This is a genomic window from Anaerolineales bacterium (assembly GCA_015075625.1).
In the GTDB taxonomy this organism is placed as follows: Bacteria; Chloroflexota; Anaerolineae; order Aggregatilineales; family UBA2796; genus UBA2796.
Genome location: JABTTZ010000002.1, coordinates 89300 through 113491 on the forward strand (window position 1 = coordinate 89300; position 24192 = coordinate 113491).

Here is a 24192-nt window from a genome sequence, read left to right on the forward strand (position 1 = left end):
GCTGGCGGGGTGAGGTAAAATAGTCCCCAAATCTAGCCCATCTCGTTGAGTTGATGTAGAGGTGTCATGCGTACTCGCCCCCTGCTCATTATCAGCCTGTCCCTGTGTCTGATTGCCCTCAGCACGCTTGCCTTGGGTATCACACCGCCCATGCGCACCCATGCCGCAACCACTTTCACCCCCCCACCGCCGTTTCCCCTTCCCGAACCGGAAGAAGGGACGTTCGATGAGACAGCGGTTAAAGCCATCGACCTGCGCAGTTTGCCGATCCTTCCTAATTTTTTGGATTACAAACAGTGGCTCTCAATCATCGCTAGAAAAGGCGTTGAAAACGGACTGAACGCCAACGCCTTCACAAAATTGGGCGATTGCATGACCGCTTCAGAATCCTTCCTGCGCCCGATTGCCTCTGGGACATACGATCTTGCCACGTATACTTCGTTGGAGTCGGTGATCGCCTATTACAAAGGCGTTCCCATCCGCGAGGGCAATCCTCTCGACTCCTTTGCCAATCCTAGTTTTGGCGCAGAGAGCGGCTTTAACGCCGCATCCGTCTTGGATTCGACATGGAGTGACCCAACAGCCTGCGGCGCAGAGGAATCACCGCTTGCCTGTGAACTGCGCCAAACGAAACCCGCCATTGCCGTGATCCTCTTTGGCACAAACGACCTAAAATCGCTCACGCCGGCGCAGTTCGATTACTATTTCCGGCGTGTTGTGGTGGAGACGGTGAACAGCGGCGTTGTGCCGATCCTCAGCACCTTTCCCAACCAGCCCGGACTCCTTGAGCAGTCGGAATTTTTCAATCAGATTGTGGCGAAGGTGGCAGCCGAATACCAACTCCCTCTGATTAACTTGTGGTTGGCGTTTGACACGCTCCCCAATCAAGGCATTGATCCGGCAAACCCCACCCACATGACTGCCCCGGAAAGCGGCAAGGTCATGTCCTTTGCCGAAGCCGACCTAAACGCCGGACATAATGTTCACAACCTGCTCACCCTGCAAGCGTTGGAGGGTGTCTTGACGACCTTAGACCTTCTTCCGGTGAAACAATGACCATCCGCCGCGTCCCTGACCCCAACAATCTTGATGACTGGTTTCCCTCTGAGGAGGATAAGCCCGCCCCACGCGCTGAGGCAAAAAAGGGCAAGGCAGGGGCACGCTCCGCCCCTAAAGATGAACCCGCCCTCCCCCCTTCCCCAGCACGACGCCTGGGGGTTGTGGTCGGCGGCTCGCTCAGCAAGGGCTTGGATGTCAAGCTAGACCGCGAGACGGAAATTGAAGATTTGGCAGTGGGGCGCTATGTGGTGGTGCGGGGAAAACAGAAGCGTTTTTTCTGCATGATCACCGATGTGCTGCTCGACACGACGAATTCTGCTATACGTGCCGATCCCCCCGACCTCAGCGATCCTTTCCTCCGTGAAATTTACGTGGGGACGGCAGCTTTCGGGACGATTCACGTCGCCCCGATGCTCTCCATTGATGCCGAGGTGGGTGAGCCAAAACCGGTCAAGACGATTCCCGGTCACTTTACACCCGTTGAGATTGCCGAAGCGACAGATGTAAACGATGTCTTTGGGCAGGAAGATGCGACCCACTTCAATATCGGGACGCCGCTGGAATTGGATAACACCCAAGTCAACCTCGACCTGCGCCGCCTTGTCGAGCGCTCCAGTGGGGTTTTTGGCAAAAGCGGGACGGGAAAATCCTTCCTAACGCGGATCATCCTCTCCGGTATTTTGCAGCGCGATGTTGCCGTAAACCTGATCTTTGACATGCACAATGATTACGGGTGGGAGGTTGCCGACGAACGCGGACCGAAAGCGAAGGGGCTTCGCCAGCTCTTTCCTAGCAAGGTGAGCATCTTCACGCTGGATGAAGAATCAAGCCGCCGCCGGAACGCCCGCTACGATTACGTTGTGACGCTTGGCTATGACGAAATCGAGCCGGAAGACCTCGCCATGCTCAAAGTGACGATGAACCTTTCCGATGGGATGATCGACGCCGCCTATACGCTCCGCAAAAAATGGGGGAAGGAATGGATCAGCAAGCTGCTGGATGCCACCGCCGATCAGATAGATCAGGTTGTGGAAAACTCCAACATCAGCAGCGCCTCGCTTACGGCATTGGCGCGGCGCTTGGAACGCTTTGAGCGCTTTGAGTTCCTCCGTAAAGAGGGGGCAATCTCCGACAGCGTGAAAACGATTCTCAGCTACATCACCGAACAGCAGCGGAGCGTTGTCTTGGAATTCGGGCGCTACGGCTCAGCGTTGGAGGCGTACATCCTTGTCGCCAATTACCTCACGCGCCGGATTCACGAGGAATATGTCAAGCGCGTTGAGCAATCCCTCGGTGATAAACACCTTGAACCGCCGCAGCTTTTGATCACGATTGAGGAAGCCCATAAGTTCCTTGATCCGTTGATCGCCCGCCAGACGATCTTTGGCACGATTGCCCGCGAACTGCGCAAGTACAACGTCACTCTGCTGATCGTTGACCAGCGTCCTAGCGGAATCGATGAAGAAGTGATGAGCCAGATCGGGACACGCATCACCGCGCTGCTAGACAACGAGCGGGACATCACCGCCGTTCTCACGGGGATCAGCGGCGCGGGGGGGCTGCGGGAAGTTCTCGCCCGCTTGGATACAAAACAGCAAGCAATCGTGATGGGTCATGCCGTCCCCATGCCTGTTGTCGTCAAGTCCCGCGCCTACGATGCCGAGTTCTACAAATCGCTCAATGGCGATGAGCATGGTGAGGAGGCGAAACCCCGCTTAAACGCCGGAGGCGGCGGAAAGAAGCGCTTGGGAGAGTGATCTAGCAGGGGGAGTGCAGTGGGCGCTCCCACCAAAGGGGTACGTTGGGGGGGAATCCCCCTCAACGTGCGGGAGAACAAGAATAAAGGTAAAAATCCGGTGTGATCTTTTAGTCCGTTTCAATGGCTTGTTAGCTTATACATCCTGATGTGTAAAGTCCACCTTAGTGCCTATCTCTAAATTGGGCTGTGACGTGTGAGCGTACCCTCTTGGCAAAAGGCAAGTCGCCTTCTCAAAAGATGTTTTCCTCACTGTCTTCTACTGAAGGGGCTAGGGGGTGAGGGGCTGCACCTACCCTTCACATATTTAATTTACGGATAGATACATAATCTCCCTTCGTACCAACTTCGTGATCGCCCTCACCCCCCCTCCGCGTTATGATTCAAGATGATCCAATGTCTCTTGGTGTTCATGTGTCGGCTGATCAGAAGGAAAAACGATGCCCCCCATCCGCGAACCGCTTGCTCTGGTTGGCATTGGCTGCCGCTTCCCCGGTAATGCCGATTCACCCACCGCCTTTTGGGAACTTCTTCGGAATGGCGAAGATGCGATCACCGATGTGCCAGTGGATCGCTGGAGTCTGCGCCGTTTTTACCACCCCAACCCGGACGCTCCGGGCAAGGCATATGTGCGGCAAGGCGGGTTTTTACGCGGGGCAATCAGCAGTTTTGAGCCAGCCTTTTTCGGGATCACCCCCCGCGAGGCAGCGGCGCTTGATCCCCAACAGCGCGTCTTGCTGGAAGTGACCTATGAGGCATTTGAAGACGCCGGTCTTAGCCTAGATGCCGTGCGCGGCGCAAACATCGGCGTTTACATCGGGGCGTTCACCATGGACAACCTGAGCCAGCAGCTTGGCGTCCTAAGCCGCGAGGCGATCACCACACACACTGCCGTTGCCACGACGATGACCATGCTCTCCAACCGTCTTTCCTACACCTTTGATCTGCGCGGAACAAGCCTCTCGCTGGATACGGCGTGTTCGTCCTCGTTGGTGGCGTTTCACCTCGCTTGTCAGGCGGTGTGGAACGGGGAATGTGAGGCAGCGTTGGCGGGGGGGGTGAACATCATGTTCCGCCCCGAATTTGTGATCGCCATGTGCAAGGGTCATTTCCTCTCGCCGGATGCCCGCTGCAAGGCGTTTGACGCCGCCGCCAATGGCTATGTGCGCGGGGAGGGGGCGGGAGTTGTCCTTCTGAAGCCGCTCAGTCAGGCGCTGGCGGATGGGGATCGCATCTATGCCCTTGTTCGTGGGACGGGCAGCAACCAAGATGGGCGCACCGCCGGAATCACGCTTCCCAATGAAGCCGCCCAAGAATCCCTCGTGCAAACGGTCTGCGCCGCCGCCGGAATCGCCGGAGGGCAGGTGGCTTATGTCGAGGCGCACGGCACGGGGACAGCCGCTGGCGACCCGATTGAGGCGCGGTCACTAAGCGCGGCGCTCCAAGCCGAACGGACAACCCCACTCTGGATCGGCTCGGTCAAGACAAACATCGGGCATTTGGAGGCGGCGGCGGGCGTGGCGGGGGTGATCAAGGCGGCGCTCATCCTCTACCACAAGCAGATTCCGCCGCACCTTCATTTTCGGACGGCGAATCCTGAGATCGATCTCGATGCCCTCCGTCTGCGCATCCCTTTGAAGGTTGAGCCTCTCCCCGCTGTGGCAGGCGAATCCTATGTGGGGATCAATTCCTTTGGCTATGGGGGGACGAACGCCCACGCCATTTTATCGAACGCTCCACCTCCCACAGAGGCAGAGGACGATCCCGCGCTATCGTCCAGTGTGTATGCTGTTCCGCTCTCCGCCCGCTCTAGCGAGGCACTGCACCAAACCGCCGCCGCCCATGCCGCCCATCTGACGGCATACCCTCGCCTCCCCCTTGCTGATTACGCCTACACCGTCTCGCGGCGGCGGACAGCACACCCCTTGCGGGCGGTGGCGTTTGCCTCGGATCGCCCCTCCCTTTTGGCGCGTTTAGGGGAGATTGCCGAAGGGAGCGGGATCAACGGGGTAGGGCAGACGGCGCGGCGGCTCGTGTTTGTTTATACGGGGATGGGTCCCCAGTGGTGGGGAATGGGGGTGGAGCTCTACCGCGAGTCGCCCACCTTCCGCGCTGTGATTGATGAGTGTGAAGCTCTTTTCCGTCAGATAGCCCCGCCGGATGTCTCGATCCATGCTTTGTTCGTGGCGGGAGATCGTCAGGGGGCGGTGATGAGCGACCCAATCCACGCCCAACCGGGAAATTTTGCCCTTCAAGCAGGGCTGACCGCCCTTTGGCGGGAGATGGGCGTAATACCCGCCGCCATTGTTGGGCATAGCGCCGGGGAGATTGCCGCTGCTTATGCCGCCGGGACGCTGACGCTCTATGATGCGCTTTGGGTGACCTATTGGCGGGCGTCACTCATGCAGCGGACGGTAGGGCAGGGGGCAATGTTGGCGGCGAGCATTCCCCCTACCGAAGCGAATGCCATGCTTGCGGCGGCGCTGAATGGCGAGGCGCAGTGGGTCAGTATTGCCGCGCTCAACAGCCCCACCTCCGTCACCCTTGCCGGTGCGCCGGAGGCATTGGAGAAAGTCGCCGCGCACCTGACCGAACGAGGGATATTCAATGCCTTTCTGAAGGTGGCGGTTGCTTACCACAGCTACCAAATGTCTCCCTTAGAAGGGGATTTTCGCGCCGGACTGGGGGACGTTCATCCCGCCGCACCAATGATACCCCTTTACAGCACCGTCACGGGTGGGCGGGTGGGTGCGGGCGACCATACTACCGATTATTGGTGGCAAAACGCCCAACAACCCGTGCAGCTTGCCCCCGCAATTCAGGCGATCAGCGGCGAGGGGGGCGATGCCTTCCTCGAAATTGGACCCCATCCTGTGTTGGGGACAGCGATTCTCGAAACGCTGCGGGCAGAGGGGCGCGAGGGAATCACCTTCCCCTCGCTGCGGCGGGGGAAACCAGAGCGAGAAACCCTCCATGTCGCGCTAGGCGGGTTGTGGGCGGGCGGTGTGGCGGTGGATTGGGCGTGTTGGTCGCCAAGCGGACGGATCGTGTCGCTCCCCACCTACGCCTGGCAGCGCGATACACTTTGGGCAGAGACACCCCGCGCCTCGGCGGATCGGCTCACCCCCGACGAACACCCCCTTTTACAACGGCGCTTACCCACCCCTGAGCCGACATGGGAAGGCGATCTCGGCGCATATTTCTTGGACTACCTGCGCGATCACCGCGTTCAGGGTACGCCGATTTTTCCAGCGGCGGGTTATGTAGAGGCGCTGTTGGCAGCCGCCGGAACGCTCCCGGTGACGTTGGAGCGGCTGCGCTTTAGCCAAGCCTTGTCGTTGGAGAGCGCCGCCTCCATCTGCCTCACGGAGCGGGCGGGTGCGGTGACGATCAGCAGCCGGACGGTGGATGACCACTGGACAACTCACGCCACAGGGACCATCTTGACAAAGGCGCTGCCCATTGGCGATGGACAGCGCCCCCATCTTTCCGGCGCGGCGCTTGAATCGATCTACCCCGCCCTTGCCGAGCGCGGCTTGCCCTATGGTGAGTCTTTCCGCCCGATTCGCGCCTTATGGCGTGCTGAACAAAAGGTGACCGCCGCCCTCGCCCTTCCTGATGGGCTTGCCGAGGATTATGAGCGTTACCACCTTCATCCGGTGCTTCTCGATGGGGCGCTGCAAACCTTTTTTGCCTTTTTGGATGAGGCGGCGGAGGGCTTGTTCATCCCAACGGGCATTCAGCGGGTGCGCCTTCACCGCCAAGCGCCACGCGGGAGGGTTTGGAGCGTGGCGCGGCTCACCCGGCGAGCGGTACGGTTTGTCGAGGGGGATGTGCGGCTCTACGACGAAGCGGGCGGCGTGATCGCTGAATTAGAGGGGGTGCGTCTGACACGCCTTGCCGGATGGAAACACGAGACGCCAGAGGTTTTGTATCATTTAGCATGGGTGGCGCAAGCACCCATACAGGGGCATCCGGCGGCGATCAGCGCGATTCACGAAACGAACGACTCACACCCACCATCGGTCACGCTTATCTTTGCTGATTCCGTCGGCATGGCGAGGGTGATTGGTGGGGCAGGGACACATGACGCGGTGTATGTCCTGCGGGGTCAAACGTTTCGTGCCGATGCCGCCGGAGTAACTCTGAATCCGAACGATCCTGAGGGGTGGGCGGCGTTATTTGCCCACCCACCCACCCGTTTTGAACGAATTCTATGCGTGGGGCATTGATTTGAACACGCTTGCCGAGGACGATCCGTGCCGTGTGGGGTCTACCGAGTGTGTTGGCTTGCTCCATCTCATTCAAGCCCTACACGGGGCTGATCCAGACTCGCGTATGAAGCGCCTTGTCATTCTGACGGCGGGGGCATGTGCCGTTGATGAGGAGGATGACCTCCCCGCACCCGGGGCGGCGGCGCTGTGGGGAATGGGGCGGGTGATTGCCAACGAACACAGCGCCCTTCGCGCCCAGATGATTGACCTCCCAAGTGCTGCGCTCACCGACCCATTGGCAATGCTGCACGCCGCAGAGTTGGCGGCACAGGTGATTAACGACCCCGCCAGCGAACCCGAGATCGCCCTACGGGGCGGGATCATCTTTCACCACCGCCTCGCCCCCTATCACCCCTCAGCGCATGTTCCCCGCCCACCGCTGCCAGAGGAAAATTACGCCCTTCGCGTGGGGACGCCGGGCATCATCGATAGTTTGTTCTTTGAAGCTGTCCCCCGCCGAGCCCCGAAAACGGGTGAGATTGAGGTGATCATCGCCAGCGCCGGACTCAACTTCAAGGATGTGATGAAGGTGATGAACGTCCTCAGCGACGATTATCTTGAGGGGACGTTTTTCACCGATACGCTTGGGTTGGAAAGCGCCGGAGAAGTCATCGCCGTCGGGGATGGCGTCACCGATATACGGGTGGGGGATCGAGTGATTGTCTTTCCGCCCGGCGGGGGGATGCAGCGCTATGTGACGCTCCCCGCCGCCCATGCCGTCCCTCGCCCTGCTACGCTCCCCCTTGCCCAAGCGCCAACCCTGACCAATTTTGTGACCGCCTATTATGCCCTTGTCACGGTGGGGGGGTTACAAGCGGGCGAGACGGTCCTGATCCACGCCGCAGCGGGTGGTGTTGGCTTGGCGGCGATTCAGGTGGCGCAGTCTATCGGGGCAGTGATCTACGCCACCGCCGGAAATAAGGAAAAGCGCGACTATCTGAACAGGTTGGGCATTTCCTATGTGAGCGATTCACGTTCGCTCCGTTTTGTCGATGATGTGCGCCGCTGGACAGACGGGCGTGGCGTGGATGTGATTTTGAATTCTCTATGGGGCGAGATGCTCAGCCAGAGTGTTGATCTGCTTGCCCCTTATGGACGGTTTGTTGAAATTGGCAAACGAGACATTAGTGCCAACGCAAACTTAGCGATGGGAGTATTTAACCGAGGAGCGACCTTCAGCGCCATTGATCTTGATACGATGATGGTGGATCATCCGCAGCGCTTTCAACAAGCGCTCCGCATCGTGTGCGCTCTTTTTGAGGCGGGAACGCTCACGCCCCTCCCCGCAACGCACTATCCCGCAACGGCCGTCCATGAGGCGTTTCGGCAGATGGCAGCGGCGCAGCACATCGGGAAATTGTTCGTCACCTTTGACGATCCAGCCGTGCTAATCACCCCACAGCCGCAGCCGATTGTTCAGGCAGAGGGGACATACCTCGTCACGGGGGGAGTGGGGGGCTTTGGGCTAGCGGTTGGGCGCTGGCTTGCCGAGCAGGGCGCGGGGACAATCGTCCTTGTGGGGCGGCGCGGGGCGGCGTCCGAGGAACTGGGCGAGACCTTGTCAGCGTTGCAGGCGCAGGGCGTTACTGTCCGCGTTGAAGCTTGTGATGTCTCTGATGCGGCGGCAGTGAAGGCGCTGATCGCCATGATTCAAGGGGAACTCCCGCCGCTGCGGGGGGTCTACCATGCGGCGATGGTGTTGGATGATGAGGTGTTGATCCATCTGAATCGGGCGCGGTTTGAGTCCGTCACAGCACCGAAAGCAGTGGGCGCGTGGAATCTCTATGAGGCGCTTCGGGCGGCACAGGTCACACCGGATCACATTGTTTTCTTTTCCTCCGTATCAGCCTTCATCGGTAATCCGCGTCAGGCAAACTATGTGGCGGCAAACGCCTTTTTGGATGGTTTTGCGGCGTACCTTCGTCGGCGGGGGCTGAACGCGCTCAGCGTGAATTGGGGGAGTATCGGAAAGGTGGGGGTGGTGGCACGAAACCCAAAGATCGAGCAGTACCTAAGCTCCGTTGGGGTGATGCCCCTTGATCCCGTCGCCGCTGCCGAGGGGATGGCGGCGATGCTTCGTGACCCACACTGCCCACCACAGGTGGCGATTGTGGCAATGGATTGGGCGCGGTGGGCGTCAAACCCATTGAATGTGACAGATGCCCCTCTTTATGTTGACCTTGTGCGGCGCTATGAGAGCGGCAGCGGCGATGGAGAACTTCCTTTTGTGGCTGCTTTGCGCAGCGCCCCCGAAGGAGAGCGCGTAACCCTTGCCACCGATTTTCTGCGGGAGAAGATCGCCGCCGTGACACGCCTTCCGCTGGCACGTTTGGATGGCGGGGGGCGGCTTGATCAATTAGGCATTGATTCGCTCATGGGCGTTGAGTTGAACAATGTGATCCGCCATGAGAGCGGCGTTGAATTTTCGGTGATGACACTTATGCAAGGGTTGACCATCCGCCAATTGGGGGAAAAATTAGCGCAGAACGCGCTCTGAAGATATGAGGACTGAGGGGGGCAACCCTATAAGGTCTGCTCCGACGAAAACGACGCACACCTTCATGACGGATATACCCTCAGTACCACAACATAAACCCTTTGGGGAGAAGAAGGTAGAAAACCCTGTGCGACAATGCCTTTCAAGCCCCGAAGGGGTGGCTGCTTTCCGCCCGCTGCTAAAGCAGCGGGATCATATGCCATGCTGCCTGTTCACTGAGGTTGTACTTAGAACCTATCCGTAAATTCGAGTTTGGCTTGTAATCAGGGTGGTGCTAAGAAAGATACCTTTGGCAAGTACCGCATCTTTCCCTGAATGCCATCACCAAAAGGGTGGTGAGGGGCGCTGCCCTTCGCCGGAATGATTCCCCCTCTCCCGCTACGCGGGAGAGGGGCTAGGGGGTGAGGGTTTGCCCTAAACGTTACCTATAATTTACCGATAGACACTTAGTTCGTGTAATGGCGTGCCTTAAGCCCCGACGTCTCCTCGGTGATCAACTCCCCATCATCAGAGATTCGCACACTAAATTCCCCATGTGCCAATTCCCGTTTTACCTTTTCCCGCCGGACTAGATCGGTTGTCCCCTTGTAAAGGAAAGTTTTTCCCAATTCGCGGATAAGCAGCTGCTCTCGTAGTTTCTTTTCGCCCACTTTTGATTCAAAGTAGAGCGAGGCAATATGAAAGAGAATCACCACAGACCACATAAGTGTTGGGACGAGAACAATCAGGGATGCCTCTGACGACTCCCTAGAGAAAACATCAGCCACTATCGAACTCATACTAACCGTTCGCCAAACAACGAACATGGATACGAAGTAAAAAACGGCATGGACGGCAAAAAAGATCATTCGATAGAGCCGTTTTTGCTTCTGGACAGCGATTTCGACATTCTCACGCAGGGCGAACTGATCGAGGTCTTGCTCAGACATGGCATCTCCGTCTTTGCACTCCGTATGGATACCTATACGCAGCAAGGAGAGGGAGGGTCGCACCGTATGGACTAAGTACCGCCACAAAAGCCCTTTTCAACCCGCTGTTTTAGCGGCGGGATCATGCACTATGCCGCCGGTTCATTGTAGTTGTACTTAGTGGACACTATCCTATCCCCAGCGTCTCACAAACAAAAGCGCCACGATATGTTTATCGTGGCGTTTGGTCTTTCTTCTGGAAAGGGGGTTCGGCTTAGGTTTCCTAAGTTGTGTTGACGTTTTGGTTTAGAACCACTATCCCTCCGCCCCCTTTCCCTGTAGACGGGGAAAGAAATTCTGCGGGCGAGGGGGTGAGATTCTCTCTGTGTTTACGGGGTGGGGATTAGGGTTTCCAAGCCCCGAAGGGGCGGCTGCTCCTAGCCCGCTGCTTTAGCGGCGGGCGCTCACGGGCGGCGCTGAGCGCAAGGCATGTCGCCCTACGGGAATTACAATGTCAACACAACCTAGCATAAGACCCTAGTAGACAAGTCATTTCAAAACCCCACCCCTTGCCCCTCCTCGTAAACGGCTGAGGGGTTGTTCACCCCCTTTCCTTGCAAGCGGGGAAAGGGGGTAGGGGTTTTTGAAATAAATTCGAGTTATCCCACCTTTCCCACGCGGGACTTGAGGTATGCCTCCATGAACTCGTCAAGGTAGCCATCCAACACCGCGCTGGTGTTCCCCATCTCGAAATCGGTGCGGTGATCCTTCACCATTTGGTAGGGATGCAGCACATACGAGCGAATTTGGCTGCCAAAATTCACAGCGACATGATCGCCCTTCAACTGGCTGAATTCTTCTTCTTGTTTGCGCCGCTCAAGGTCGAACAACCGCGCCCGCAGAACTTGCATTGCCCGTTCACGATTTTGTAGTTGGCTGCGTTCGTTTTGGCAGGTAACAACGAGTCCCGTCGGCTTGTGGACAATGCGCACTGCGGTCTCATTCTTTTGGACGTGCTGCCCACCCGCCCCGCTGGAGCGATAGTAGCCGATCTCTAAATCGGTGTCGTTGATCTCAATGGTGATGTCGCCTTGCACGTCGGGGACGACCTCCACAAGGGCGAACGAGGTATGGCGGCGTTTGTTCGCGTCAAAGGGGCTGATGCGCACAAGGCGGTGAACCCCACGTTCCGATTGCAAATACCCGTAAGCGTAATTGCCCTTGATCTCTAGGGTGGCACTCTTGATGCCCGCTTCTTCACCCTCCATTTGATCGATGATCTCAACACTCATGTTATGCTGCTCTGCCCAACGAAGGAACATCCGCAAGAGCATTGCCGCCCAATCTTGAGATTCCGTCCCACCCGCACCAGCATGGATGGAGAGAATCGCATTCTCATGGTCATACTTTCCGCTCATCATCGATTCAAAGGCGAATGTGTTCACAAGTTTTGCCAGCGCGTTTGTTTCTTTCAGCAAATCATCTTCAAGAGAGGAATCATCCATAGAGGCAAGCTCAAGGGCATCGCTAATGCGTGTCTGAACCGTAGTCCATGTTTCAATTTCCGCACGCAGGCGGCTAAGGCGCTGCATAACAGCTTGGGCAGCACGCGGATCATCCCAGAAGGTGGGTGTGGCGGATTGCTCCTCTAATTCGGCGGCATCGTGTTCTTTGGCTGGAAAGTCAAAGACGCTCCATAAGCATTTCGAGTGTCTGGCGAAGTTCGTTCAAGCGGCTGACAAGGGCTTCCATAATTGTCTTTGATTCCTTCCTTCCTTCTAAAACAGCCGTCTATCATACAGGAAGGCTGTTTTTTGGGTAGGGGGATATTCGGCTTGGGCTGTGGGAGTGTCTTTCCTTCCTTGTTGTCTACCACAGCGATAAAGTATAGATACATCTGATGCAACATGAGGCATTGTGCCTTCATTCCGCACATCCTCTCTATAGTTCTTCATCTCCGTTACCCCCTCGTAGGAGCATGCTACAGCACCTCCGCGCCATTGCCCTTCGCTCTCACCTTCTCATCATCCCTTCCCTAGCCCCTCCCCTATCCGGCGCGGTACAATGCGAAGGCAAAATGATCACAGCATGGAGGGAGTACCGTTTAGCCTTATGCCGACACGGGCGCTGATCACTGGCGGGGCGGGGTTTATTGGCTCACATCTCGCTGAATATCTCTTGGCGCGGGGTTACCACGTCACCATCATTGATAACTTGCTCTCTGGGCTGTTTGAAAACATTGCCCACCTTGAGCGCAACCCAAACTTCCGCTATGCCATAGAGGATATTCGCACCGCGCCCATCATGGATCGCTTGGTCAGCGAATGCGACGTGATTTTTCATCTGGCGGCAGCAGTGGGTGTTTTCTCCATCGTCAGTTCGCCCATCGATACAATTGAAGTGAACGTCGGGGGGACGGAGATCGTCCTTCAGACGGCACGCCGCTACCGCCGAAAAGTCTTGATCGCCTCCACCTCGGAGGTCTACGGAAAGAACGAAAAAATCCCTTTCAGCGAGGACGATGATCGCACCTTAGGGGCAACGACAAAAGCACGCTGGAGCTACGCCGCATCCAAAGAATTGGATGAATTCCTCGGTTTGGCGTACCACAAAGCGGCAAATCTTCCAGTGACCATCTTCCGCTTGTTCAACACGGTTGGAGCGCGGCAGCGCGGGCATTATGGGATGGTGCTGCCTCGCTTTGTCCAATGGGCACTGCGCGGTGAGCCGCTCCAACTGTATGGCGATGGGCAGCAGCAGCGCTGTTTCTGCAATGTGCGCGATGTCGTCACTGCGATCACCGGCTTGGCGGAAACTCCGCACGCTGTAGGGGAGGTGTTCAATATCGGCTCTAACGAGGAAATTACCATCCACGCCCTTGCCCAACGGGTCATTGCCCGCACGGGGAGTTCATCTACCATTCAGAGGATTTCCTACGAGCAAGCCTATGGCGAGGGCTTTGAAGATATGCGCCGCCGTATTCCCGATATTGCCAAAATTCAGGCGGCAATTGGTTGGCAACCCACCATTGGCTTAGACGAAACGATTGACCAAATCATCCGCCACGAACAGGCGCGAACAGACGGCAAAGATTAGTATGGCGCAACAAAATCCCCACCTGGCGCGGCGTTTCTGTGTTGGGCTGTGGCTCATCGTCATGGTGGCATTGATCGCCGCTGGCTGCCTTCCGCGCAATGACCCGCTGCCAACAGTTGCCAACATTCCGATGGGGCAAACGGCTGCCTACCTGACCCAAAATGCACCCCCACCGGGCTTTGGGGTGGTCAATTTCGCCCCCATCGATAAAAACCTAGAGCGCCTTCCCCATTGGCACTACCTTGTATCTCTTTCCTTTGAGGGGACATTTGCCGACACGAAAGACCCGACCACTGGCACGATTAGCGCCGAGCTTTTCAGCAACGAACTCGCCGGGACGCGGCGCGTTGTCCTTCGTGCCTCAGGGGATGCCTTTGGCGAAACGGCTGAACGCAATGTGGAAGGTGTGCGCTTGGGGAACGAGTATTATTTTGTCGATCAAAACAAGACGTGCAGCCGCGCCACCGATGATCCGAATCGGCGGCGGGTGGCGGCGCTGACGGCTGGCGAATTGATCGGGGGAATCAAGGTGGGGACGCACATGCCCACCCGCCGTGAGGCAGACGGAATCACCGTCTTTCAATATGCCTTCCTCCCGGGCGACGTTGACCCGCCCGTGATGCAGGTAGCACAAGGTGGAAGTGTCACCATTGCCTCTGGTGAATTATGGATTGCTCCCTCACTGGGTGTTGTCCGCGATTACGCCCTCACGCTCACGCTGCGCAACGTGATTTTGCCGATCTTTCAGGGAGACCGTCAACTGAGCGGCACGCTCACAGTCGTCTATACCCTTGTGGAGGTTGATACGGCGTACAGCATCGCCATTCCTTATGGATGCTAAGATGACACAGTTCCTCCGCACAGGCGCTCTGCGAACGGCGCTCTCGCTGTTTGCCTTAAGCGTCCTCGCCCTCTTATTCATTGGGATACTCCCGCCCGCTCGCGCCCAAGACCCGGCAAGCGAGATGCTGGCGAAGATCAACGCCCTCCGCGCTCAGAATGGGCTTGCCCCCCTCCAAACGAACGCGGCGTTGGCGGCGGCGGCGCAGCAGCACAGCGCTTACCTCTCCAACAACCCCTTTGGCGACGCCCACACCGAAGCGGATGGCTCTACGCCGCAAGATCGCGCTGCTCGCAACGGCTATGGCGGGTATGTCAGCGAAAATGTGGTGGGGGGAACAAGCGCCACGATAGAATGGGGGTTCACGTGGTGGCTGAACTCCCCCGTCCATCGCAACAACCTTTTGGGCAATTTCACCGAGGTCGGGATCGGCTATGCCGAAGGTGCAACGGGGCGCTGGTTTACGGCGGTCTTTGGGAAACTTGCTCCCGCCGCACCGTACCAACCGCCCTCGCAGCCAATCAGCAACCCCAGTTTAGGCGGGGGGAGTGGCGGCGGTGGAACAGGTGGCGACTCTGCGCCGGCGCCAACACAGCGCCCGCGCCCCACACAACCACCACCGCCCACCTTTACCCCCACCTACACGCTCACTCCGTCGATGACCTTCACCTCCCGTCCGACCTTCACCCCAACAGAGACGGGAACGCCGCCCCCGCCAACGAGTACGGCAATTATCTTAGAACTCTCCCCACAGGCAGCCTTTGTTGGGGTTATCGTCACAGCCACCGAAATGCCCCTCGTTGCCAGCGAAACACCCACGACACCGCCCACCGCAGCGGTCAGTGGCTATTCCTCACCCGCTGCGCCCTATGAGGACGAACGCCGAGGCAAGAGTGAGCCGCCGCTCATCCAATCAACGGGGGGAGGGCTGCGCGATCTGATCCCAATCTTGATCTTCGTTCAGATTTTAATTCTTGGCGGGTTGATCCTCGGCGGGGTGCGGCGGCGTTGAGGCTGCTCCCCCGTCTCCCGCTGCCTACAGCATTTTTCAAGGAGATTGACCCCTTAGTGGTTGACAGCCCCGCTTATCACCATATACTTGCCGATGGGCTAGGGGGTGGTGATCAAGGGGTAAACGAACGATGCCCGCCCTTCTTGTAAGAAGGCTGGTTGCCGCCCAACCAGTGAGGGTACTGCAATAATCTACGAAACCTTAACACTCTTGCCCTAGACAGGATTCTTTACTCATGGTAACCTTTCCCCTGCCTGCTGTGTGCGTGATGTCGCACCCGGTTTTGCGCCAACACCCATCTGAAGGGCATCCCCTTCTGGGGAAAACGTGATAGACCTCGGTCAAGACGCTTACTCCAGAAAGATGACCCACCTGCGAAAGCAGGTGCAAAACAGCGCGTCACACGGCATAGCGGGTTTTTTCTGAGAATAACACCCTCATATTGTGGGGGTGTTTTTGTTTCGGGAGGGGCGTTATGGCACGGGCGTTGATCACAGGCGGCACAGGGTTTATTGGGTCGCATCTGGCGCGGACGTTGGTTGCCGCTGGACACAGCGTGCGCATCCTTCGGCGGGCGTCCTCTCGCCTCGATCTGATTGAGGATTTATCCCTTGATCATGCTCTCGGTGATGTCCTTGATGAAGACTCCCTTCGGCGGGCGATGGAGGGCTGCCAGTGGGTCTTTCACAGCGCCGCCGTTGCCGATTATTGGCGCTCCCCACGTGTGACGATGTACCTTGTCAATGTGGAAGGGACGCGCCTTGTCTTTAAAACAGCGAAAGCCGCTGGCGTAGAACGTGTCGTCGTCACCAGCAGTGCGGCGGCAGTGGGCTTGCGAGCGGATGGTACGCCCGCCGACGAAAGCGACCCCTTCAACCTCCCCGTCGCCCGCTTTCCCTATGGACATAGCAAGGCGATCAGTGAGGGCGACGCACAGCGGGCAGTAGCAGAGGGGCTGCCCGTCGTCCTCGTCAACCCCACAGTGGTCTTTGGACCCGGCGACCTCAACCTGATTTCCGGCAGCATGGTTGCTGAATTTGCCCGAGGGGTGATCCCCCCCTTTTACCCGCCGGGGGCAATCACCGCCATAGATGTCCGTGATGTGGCGCGGGCGCACCTTGCCGCCGCCGAACGCGGGACACCGGGTGAGCGCTACATCCTCGGCACGGAGGATATCACCTACAAGGCGCTATTTGCCCTCATTGCCGAGATCGTCGGCAAGCGTCCGCCAATGCTCCCCTTGCCGCGTGTGGTCGCTCCGCTGCTCAGTCGGGGGGTGAACGCCCTAAAAGCGCTTGGCGCAGCCTTTCCCATTGATGGTAATCAAGTGTGGTTGAGTGCGCAGAATGTCTGTTTTAACAGCGCAAAAGCGCGGCAGGTGTTGGGCACTCCGCAGATCACACTTCGCCAAAGCCTCACCGATACCTATGCTTGGTATAAGGAAAAGGGTATGGTGCCATAAAGGGCTGACTCGTTCGTCAGCACGATACCAAAAGATAAAATCATTGCCCCTCTCAGCAAGGAAAGGAGAATGCTGCGGGTGAGCGTTGTCCACTGGTTATTAAGGGGTTGGTGAGGCTGAACAAGCGCCAAAAGTTTCTCTTGACACAAGTCCTTCCCCCTGTTACGATTTAACGTACCTTCCGGAGTAGCTCAATGGCAGAGCAATCGGCTGTTAACCGATGGGTTGTAGGTTCGAGTCCTACCTCCGGAGCTATTTTCTCCAACTGCCCGTAACCACAGCGGGCAGTTTGATTCTGGTCTAAGGTTGTGCCACTATGCAAAATGTTCTAATGCTTACGCCCTACCTTCCCTACCCACCAGTCAGCGGCGGGCGTTCGCGCACCTTCAACCTCATCAAACACCTCGCTGGCGAGTTCAAATTCACCCTGCTGTGTTTTGGACGCCCCGAAGAACAGGTTTTTGATCTCTCCTCCCTGCGTGAATTTGCCGATGTGATTGTCCTGCCCCGTGCCAGCAGCCCCAGTACACTGAAAGCCGCCTTCCTCAGCCTGACGAACATTCAGCCGATCACGATGAAACTCTACGGATCGCCTGAATTTCGGGAGACCCTCCGCCAACTGCTGCGCAAACGCCTGTTTGACGCCATTCACATTGAATCCTTCTACATGATGCAGAATCTCCCCTGGGAGTTAAACCTGCCCCCTGTGCTGCTTTCTGAACCCGCTATTGAATACATTGCCTGGGGACGCCATGCGCGGGTGGCACAGCCCATCTTGCAGCGTCCGGCAGTTGCCCTAGAAGCGCTCAAAATGCGTTATTTTGAACCGCAGTGGTGGCGGCGGGCGACGCTCATTGGGGCAATGTCCGAGGTGGACGCCAAGATCATCCGCCAGCGCGTCCCCGAAAAACCGATTGCGATCACCCCCAACGGTGTAGATGTCGATTACTTCACCCCCCAAACCAGCACCCCCCGCGACCCCGATAACGCTGTGTTTATGGGCGATTACAAGTACTTCCCCAATACCGATGCCGCCCTCTATTTCATCCGCGAAATCATGCCGCGTATCCGCGCTGAGCGTCCCAATTTCACGCTTACGCTGCTTGGCAAAGATCCCACTCCCGAACTGCTTGAAATTGGCACGACAGCCGGATCGGGCGTGAAGGTTGAGGGGCTGGTTGAAGATACCCGTCCCTATCTGCTGCGGGCAGCGCTGTTCGTTTGCCCCCTGCGCAGCGGCAGTGGGACGCGCTTTAAACTTTTGGAATCGCTGGCGTGCGGGCTGCCTGTCGTCAGCACAACATTGGGCGCGGAGGGTCTAGACGCCACGAATGACCGCCATATGATCATTGCCGATACCCCCGATGCCTTCGCCAGTGCCGTGATCCGCCTGTTGAAATACCCCGATGAGGCAATGCGCCTCGGACGCTACGGGCGGAACTGGGTGAACGAACGCCACTCATGGCGGCGTAGCGCTGCCCTCCTTGCCGATGCCTACCACCGCGTCATTGGCAGCGAGGATATGACCATCCCTAGCCCGATGGGGCGGCGGGCGCGGCGGCGCGATGGCACGTAGGACACTTCGCTTCATGATGTTAAGTTAACACCGTTAACTTAACAGTGTTAACGTTTGGCATTGCTTTACAGTGTTAAGTTAATCCTGTAAAGTAAACCGTCCGCGCTATAATTCCCCTACAGTATTTTTCAAAGAGATTGACCCCTTAGTGGTTGACAGCGCCGCATATCACAATAAACTTACTGATGGGCTAGGCGGTGGTGATCACGAGGGAAACAAACGACGCCCGTCCTTTTTGTAAGAAGGCTGGGTGCCGTCCAACCAGTGGGGGTACTGCAACATGACCACCGACAGCCTGATCACCATTCGTCCCCTCGCCCGCCCAGAGGAATTTCACCAAGCGGAAGATGTGCAGCGCAGTGCGTGGCACATGACCGGTGAACGGAGCATTGTTCCTCTCAACATCTTGCTTGCCATTCAAAAATATGGCGGGTTGGCTGCCGGCGCGTTTGACGAATCGCAGCCAGAACAGCCCATGATCGGATTCGTCCTCGGTTTTTTGGGGTTCACCAGCGGCGGCGCGATCAAACACTGTTCCCATATGCTTGGCGTGATTCCCACCGCCCAGAAAAGCAATGTGGGCTATCGGCTAAAGGCATTTCAGCGCAGTTATGTCCTCAAACAGGGTTTGGACTTGATCACCTGGACGTATGACCCGCTGGAAGGGATGAACGCCCGCCTAAACATTGGGAAATTGGGCTGCCTTGCCCGAACCTATCACTATAATTTCTATGGCGATTGGGCGGATGGAATTAATCAGGGGTTGGCGACGGATCGTTTTGAGGTGGAGTGGTGGATTCGCTCAGAGCGCGTCGAATCGCGGGTGGAACGCCGCGGACAGGTTGCCTTTGGAACGCTGGCAGAGGCACAGGGGCGCGGGTATCAAACCATTTTACGGGCTGTGCCGGATAAAGCAGGCATTGTTCATCCAGAGACGGATACGATTATGGTAGAGGGCAAAGGGCTAATCGTTGAGATTCCAAGCAGTTTTCAGACAGTGAAACTGGCATCGATGACGGCGGCGAAAGCATGGCGCGGGGAGACGGCGAAACTCTTTACCACCCTCTTTGCCAAAGGGTACGCCGTCGTTGATTTTGTGCGCGATGAGGTTGGGCGCTGCAACGCCTATCTGTTGACGCCTACCCCGTCGGAATTTCCGCCGAAGGGGTAGGTATCTCTAAGTCGAAGTGGGTTGATTCTAATTCGATGATGTCGCGCACAACCTGAGCAAAGGATAGCGATGCCGCACAGCGGTATCGGTGACGATGCCAGAGCATCCCTACCGTTCGTCGCAGTGAGGGGTGATCAAAACGTAGGCAGGATAGAGGGCTGCCTGTGTGCTGTTGGATCACCGATTGCGGCAAAATCGTTGCCAACGAAGTCCGCGAAACGGTGGCGAGCAGAGAGCTAATCGTATTCATTTCAAGGCGGATATTGCTGGCAAGCCCCGACTGCGCAGCATAGCTATCCCACAAACGGCGCGTGCAATACGTCTTGGGCAACAGCGCCATCGGCAACCCCTCAATATCGGCTGGCGTGACATAGTGACATCCCGCAAGGGGATGATTGGCTGAGACAATGATCACTAACCGTTCGGCAAAAAGCGCTTCCCCGTCGATATTGGGGGAGGTTACCGGAACAAAGCCTATCCCCAGTTGTAATCTCCCTGAGTGCAACCCCTGTTCAATCTCATTGGCGGGAAGTTCTTCAACAACCATTTCGATGTTTGGGTAGGACTCCATGAACAGTGAGATGGCTTGCGGGACAAAGTAAGCGTTTACCGTCTGCACCGCCCCCAAACGTATCGACCCGCGCTGTATCCCTTGCATCTCCCGCAAGGCGAGATGGGCGGCATCCAATTCATCGAATACATTCCGCGCCCGTCCCAGTAAGATTTCTCCCGCTGCTGTAAGGCGAACCTGCCGTGATGTGCGATCCAATAGGGGAATTCCTACCTCTTCCTCAAGTTTCTGGATCTGTTGAGATAAGGCGGATTGTGTTACGAACAGTTTCTCTGCTGCCCGTGTGAAATTTGCTTCGTCGGCAATCAGAGCAAGATAGCGCAGCTGGCGAAGTTCCATGCTTCCTCCATTAGAAACCCTTATTCATTCAATTAATTCCATGAATTGGACTTATCATTGGGGCTATTGTAAGCTGATTTCGAGATCAAACGCAAGAGATGTAGGTAAAAAGGTGAGTGTACCGATGACCCAAACCCAAGCGCCACAGACGACGATTCCCGGTTATACCTATGGACAAGCGAATACAACCGTCTCACCCATTTCCGCCGAGGTATTCGATCTGCTTAAGCAAACGGTGCTTTTCACAGAGGAAGATGCTGGATACCTTCGGCAAGCTGGTGAAGTGCTACGCGATCAGATTGACCATGTTTTAGATGTGTGGTATGGATTCGTGGGAAGCCACGCCCATCTGCTCCACTATTTTACGGGCATGGATGGGCAGCCCATTGGCAATTACTTGGGGCGCGTTCGGCAGCGCTTTGCCCAATGGATTCTGGATACATGCAATCGCCCTTACGAGCGCGATTGGCTAAACTATCAGCATGAAATTGGGCTGCGACATCATTCGACAAAAAAGAATCAAACCGATCAGGTTGCCGCTGTGCCTCTCATTCCCGTGCGCTATTTGCTTGCCTTCATTGTCCCGATCACTGTGACGATAAAACCCTTTTTTGCCAAAAAGGGACACAGGGCAGAGGATGTTGAGAAGATGTATGGGGCATGGTTCAAGGCGGTTGTCTTACACGTTATTCTATGGAGCTACCCCTACGTGAAAGAAGGGGAATTTTAGGGCAAGTTATGTCGGGCGCTGACCCCCCTTAGCGCCCGACATAGAGGGGCAGAAAACTGAGCGCGTCGGGGAGTGCGTTGAGCGCAGCACGCTCATCGGGCATCAGATCGGCATTGGGGGAGCGCCGCAGACGCCGCCCCACCTGATAGGCATCGCGCAGCACTTCAAAGGTGGGCGTTTCCCACCCCGCCGGAATCATTAAGAGCGCCGCCGCCGCAAGGAGTCGCCCCCCCCCCAACCCTGACCATCCCCCACCGCCAAGCATCGCCGCCGCCTCCCCGCGCATCCCGCCCGCCGCGCCGCCGCTTTGTTTGTCCAACCGTCCAAAGACGCCGCCAGCAAAACGTTCGATAAAGCCCGCCGCTTGGCTAGGGTTTACCTGATGCGTTTTGGCAAAATCGGCAAGATCATCGGGGAGATCGGCGGGCGGTGTTTCTCGTCCGCGCCGTTTTCGTCCGCCCTCTGGCGCTTGGGCTAAGGATGCCGCGAGGGCATCTTCGCCAACACCCGCCTTCAAAAAAGCCGTTAGCGAGGCGGGTTTGCCACCCTGATAGGCATCCAATGCGGCGTGTTCGCCGTTAAAGCGCAGCCAGAGCGCATCGCGTGGGTCTCCCTGCTCACTGAGTGCCACTAAAAGAGGGGTAGCGAGTTCCGCTGTGATCTCCCCGATGAGGCGCACCCAGCCAGCGAGAGGGGGGGCAGCGAACAGCCGCACAAACTCCTTCATCTGAATTGGCGTTCCCGTCCCACCGGGGAAGGGATCATAGGGGGCAAAGCCCGCCGCGCTGAAAACGTGATGGGCGATTTTGGCAGTGCGTTCTACTGTTTCAGCCCGACAAAGAATGATACTGGGCATTGGTTCATCACTCCGCTTCCTCTGTTGTTGTAAGGGGTAGGGCAAAGACAAAGGTAGCCCCTTCCCCTAGCTGGCTATGCACCCACAGGCTGCCACCGTGCAGTTCCACCAATTGACGGGAGATTGCCAAGCCTAAGCCCGTCCCCTGATATTCGCGAATAGGCGAGTTATCGACCTGCCGAAAGGCATCAAAGATCATCGCCTGATATTCACTGGCAATGCCAATCCCTGTATCTTCAACCACAAACACCATGTGTTCCCCGTCGGGCAGTTCGGCTGTGCTGAAATCCACCCCTGGCACGGAATCGCCCATCACATCGCCGCCGAGTGTGCGCACAATGGCGATCCGCAAGCTAATACGCCCCTCGCGGGTGAACTTTACAGCGTTGCTCATCAGGTTGATGACGATCTGGCGCAGGCGGACTTCATCGGCACGGACGAGGGGTAGGGTGTCGGGGATGATCGCTTCGAGGGCAAGACGCTTCGCTTCGGCAAGGGGGGTGATGTTGGAGAGGACACGGGACATGAGCAGGGGAACATCAATGGCATCGAAATGGAGATTCAACCGCCCCGATTCGATCCGTGCCAGATCGAGGACATCGTTGATCAACTCCAGAAGGTGCTGAGCGTTCACATAGACGCGGCGCAAGCGATCCGCTTGTTTATCGCTGAGCGCCCCGTACATTCCGCTGAGAACCATCTCGGTATAGCCAAGAATGGCGTTCAGCGGTGTTCGCAGTTCGTGGCTCATCGTCGCCAAGAACTGGCTTTTCATCTCGTTTGCTTCCAGCGCATCACGGTAAAGACGGGCATTCTCTATGGCAAGGCTCAGGTGGGTGGCAATGCTTTCCATCGTCTCCAAGTCTTCAGCATGGAGCGAATTTGGTTTCGCATTTTGGACATCCAGCGTCCCAATGACGCGATCCCCCATGCGCAAGGGGACAACCAATTCGCAGCCCGCTTCGGGCATCCCCTCAAGGGTCAGGCAGCGGGCATCCTGACTGACATCGGTGATGAGGATGGAGCGTCCGTGAGTGCCAACCCACCCGTTTAGACTCGTTTCATCCAGCGCCAACACCCCGTTGCGGGGGAGAAGGACACCTTTCTCCGTATAGGATATTTTGATATGGAGGGCATCTTCTTCAATGAGCATGACGCTGACGAGGTTGTAGTGAAACAACTGTTGGGCAACCGAGGCAGCTTCCAGGAGCAGCGAATCAAGATCAAGTTTGGAGACGGCTGCTTGTGCTACCTGTGCGGCTGCCCTCAGACGTTGTGTTTGCTGCCGGAGCGAAAGTAGAAGACGCTGCTGCTCGCCAAGACTCTGGGCAATCCCCCCATAACCTGTTAGACCCTGCCCAGGCTCGCCAATGGAAAAGACAGCCAAACGCACCGGGAGCGCGTTTCCGGCGGCGTCTTTCTGCAAGACATCGCCCGCCCACCCCGCCTGAGAACGCGATCCGAGGACGATCTCACGGGCAACGCGCTGCTCGTCATCGCCAAAGTAGAGTTCGATCACGGTTTTGCCAATCAATTCGGACGGCTCATCGTAGCCATACAAGAGCGCTGCCGCCTGATTTGCATAGGTAATTCGCCCATCCAAGCCAGCAACATCAATGGCGACATTGGCGTTTTCCACCAGTTGACGAAAGACTTCAGGGCTTGCCGGATAAGAGAGCCGCTCTAAGGCAGCGGCAGCAGCGCGACTGAGGGCGTAAGCCAAGCCAATAATTGCCTCGGAGAGGGGGGAGGGGTTGAGGAGAAACACCAGCCCATGCACAACGCGATCCACGTTCAAGGGGAATGCCACCTCCCGCCCTTCAGCCGCAACTTGTGGGTGTAGTGTGAGATGGGCTTCATGGGCAGCGGCGGGCATATCCCCCTCGCCATCCCGTACTTCCTCGCCAAGCCAAAGACGCACCTCGCTCTGATCCCCCATAAGCCAGTGAAGGGCGTTCGTGAGGGTCTCGGCAAGGGTGTTTACAGTGGGGGCAGTTTCTAGTGCAGTGTGGGCGATTTGGTAGGTTGCCAACCAATCAATCAT

The 24192-nt window shown here is 57.3% G+C and carries 15 protein-coding genes, 1 tRNA gene, 1 other RNA gene and 1 pseudogene; 13 read left to right on the forward strand and 5 right to left on the reverse strand.

Annotation, left to right across the window (positions count from 1 at the left end; translation table 11 throughout):
- Nucleotides 1–66 precede the first annotated feature (66 nt).
- The 4 genes from HS103_09025 (at nt 67) to HS103_09040 (ending at nt 9586) form a co-directional block, all read left to right on the forward strand.
- Nucleotides 67–1056, forward strand: a complete 990-nt coding sequence (locus HS103_09025; GenBank protein MBE7512942.1) for an SGNH/GDSL hydrolase family protein — start codon at nt 67–69, stop codon at nt 1054–1056.
- Nucleotides 1053–2816 (forward strand): ATP-binding protein, encoded by a 1764-nt coding sequence (locus HS103_09030; protein MBE7512943.1) that lies wholly within the window; start codon nt 1053–1055, stop codon nt 2814–2816. The genes HS103_09025 and HS103_09030 overlap by 4 nt, the downstream gene beginning before the upstream one ends.
- 439 nt (nt 2817–3255) lie before the next feature.
- Nucleotides 3256–7047, forward strand: a complete 3792-nt coding sequence (locus tag HS103_09035) for a type I polyketide synthase (protein ID MBE7512944.1) — start codon at nt 3256–3258, stop codon at nt 7045–7047.
- Nucleotides 6998–9586: an SDR family NAD(P)-dependent oxidoreductase gene (locus tag HS103_09040; protein MBE7512945.1), complete on the forward strand. Its 2589-nt coding sequence runs from the start codon at nt 6998–7000 to the stop codon at nt 9584–9586. The genes HS103_09035 and HS103_09040 overlap by 50 nt, the downstream gene beginning before the upstream one ends.
- 446 nt (nt 9587–10032) lie before the next feature.
- Here HS103_09040 and HS103_09045 read toward each other — a convergent pair whose 3' ends face one another.
- Together HS103_09045 and HS103_09050 are read right to left on the reverse strand one after the other, a co-directional pair.
- Nucleotides 10033–10515 (reverse strand): hypothetical protein, encoded by a 483-nt coding sequence (locus HS103_09045; protein ID MBE7512946.1) that lies wholly within the window; start codon nt 10513–10515, stop codon nt 10033–10035.
- A gap of 638 nt (nt 10516–11153) precedes the next feature.
- A pseudogene (locus tag HS103_09050) lies at nt 11154–12246 on the reverse strand (peptide chain release factor 2).
- 360 nt (nt 12247–12606) lie between these two features.
- On the opposite strand from HS103_09050, the gene HS103_09055 reads away from it, so the two are divergent.
- The 8 genes from HS103_09055 (at nt 12607) to HS103_09090 (ending at nt 19652) form a co-directional block, all read left to right on the forward strand.
- A complete protein-coding gene (locus tag HS103_09055) occupies nt 12607–13590 on the forward strand; it encodes a GDP-mannose 4,6-dehydratase (GenBank protein ID MBE7512947.1) in 984 nt (327 codons plus the stop codon).
- A 1-nt stretch (nt 13591) separates the two neighbouring features.
- On the forward strand, nt 13592–14431 hold the full coding sequence (locus HS103_09060) for a hypothetical protein (GenBank protein ID MBE7512948.1): 840 nt from the start codon (nt 13592–13594) through the stop codon (nt 14429–14431).
- A gap of 1 nt (nt 14432) precedes the next feature.
- Nucleotides 14433–15443, forward strand: coding sequence for a CAP domain-containing protein (locus HS103_09065; GenBank protein ID MBE7512949.1), 1011 nt, complete (start codon nt 14433–14435; stop codon nt 15441–15443).
- A 248-nt stretch (nt 15444–15691) separates the two neighbouring features.
- A non-coding RNA gene (gene ssrS, locus HS103_09070) (6S RNA) lies at nt 15692–15865 on the forward strand.
- Nucleotides 15866–15918: 53 nt separating this feature from the next.
- Entirely contained in the window at nt 15919–16905 is a 987-nt protein-coding gene (locus tag HS103_09075) for an NAD-dependent epimerase/dehydratase family protein (protein ID MBE7512950.1), read from the forward strand.
- A 180-nt stretch (nt 16906–17085) separates the two neighbouring features.
- Nucleotides 17086–17157, forward strand: a tRNA-Asn gene (locus HS103_09080).
- 64 nt (nt 17158–17221) lie between these two features.
- Complete coding sequence (locus tag HS103_09085) at nt 17222–18481, forward strand: glycosyltransferase (protein MBE7512951.1); 1260 nt, start codon at nt 17222–17224, stop codon at nt 18479–18481.
- A gap of 280 nt (nt 18482–18761) precedes the next feature.
- On the forward strand, nt 18762–19652 hold the full coding sequence (locus tag HS103_09090; protein ID MBE7512952.1) for a hypothetical protein: 891 nt from the start codon (nt 18762–18764) through the stop codon (nt 19650–19652).
- Here HS103_09090 and cynR read toward each other — a convergent pair.
- Complete coding sequence (cynR, locus tag HS103_09095; GenBank protein ID MBE7512953.1) at nt 19621–20562, reverse strand: transcriptional regulator CynR; 942 nt, start codon at nt 20560–20562, stop codon at nt 19621–19623. The two genes, HS103_09090 and cynR, sit on opposite strands and share 32 nt — an antisense overlap.
- A 124-nt stretch (nt 20563–20686) precedes the next feature.
- On the opposite strand from cynR, the gene HS103_09100 reads away from it, so the two are divergent.
- Entirely contained in the window at nt 20687–21292 is a 606-nt protein-coding gene (locus HS103_09100; GenBank protein MBE7512954.1) for a protogloblin ApPgb, read from the forward strand.
- A 28-nt stretch (nt 21293–21320) separates the two neighbouring features.
- On the opposite strand, the gene HS103_09105 is transcribed toward HS103_09100, so the two are convergent.
- Both HS103_09105 and HS103_09110 read right to left on the reverse strand, forming a co-directional pair.
- Complete coding sequence (locus HS103_09105) at nt 21321–22148, reverse strand: hypothetical protein (protein MBE7512955.1); 828 nt, start codon at nt 22146–22148, stop codon at nt 21321–21323.
- A gap of 7 nt (nt 22149–22155) precedes the next feature.
- On the reverse strand, nt 22156–24192 hold the full coding sequence (locus tag HS103_09110) for a GAF domain-containing protein (protein ID MBE7512956.1): 2037 nt from the start codon (nt 24190–24192) through the stop codon (nt 22156–22158).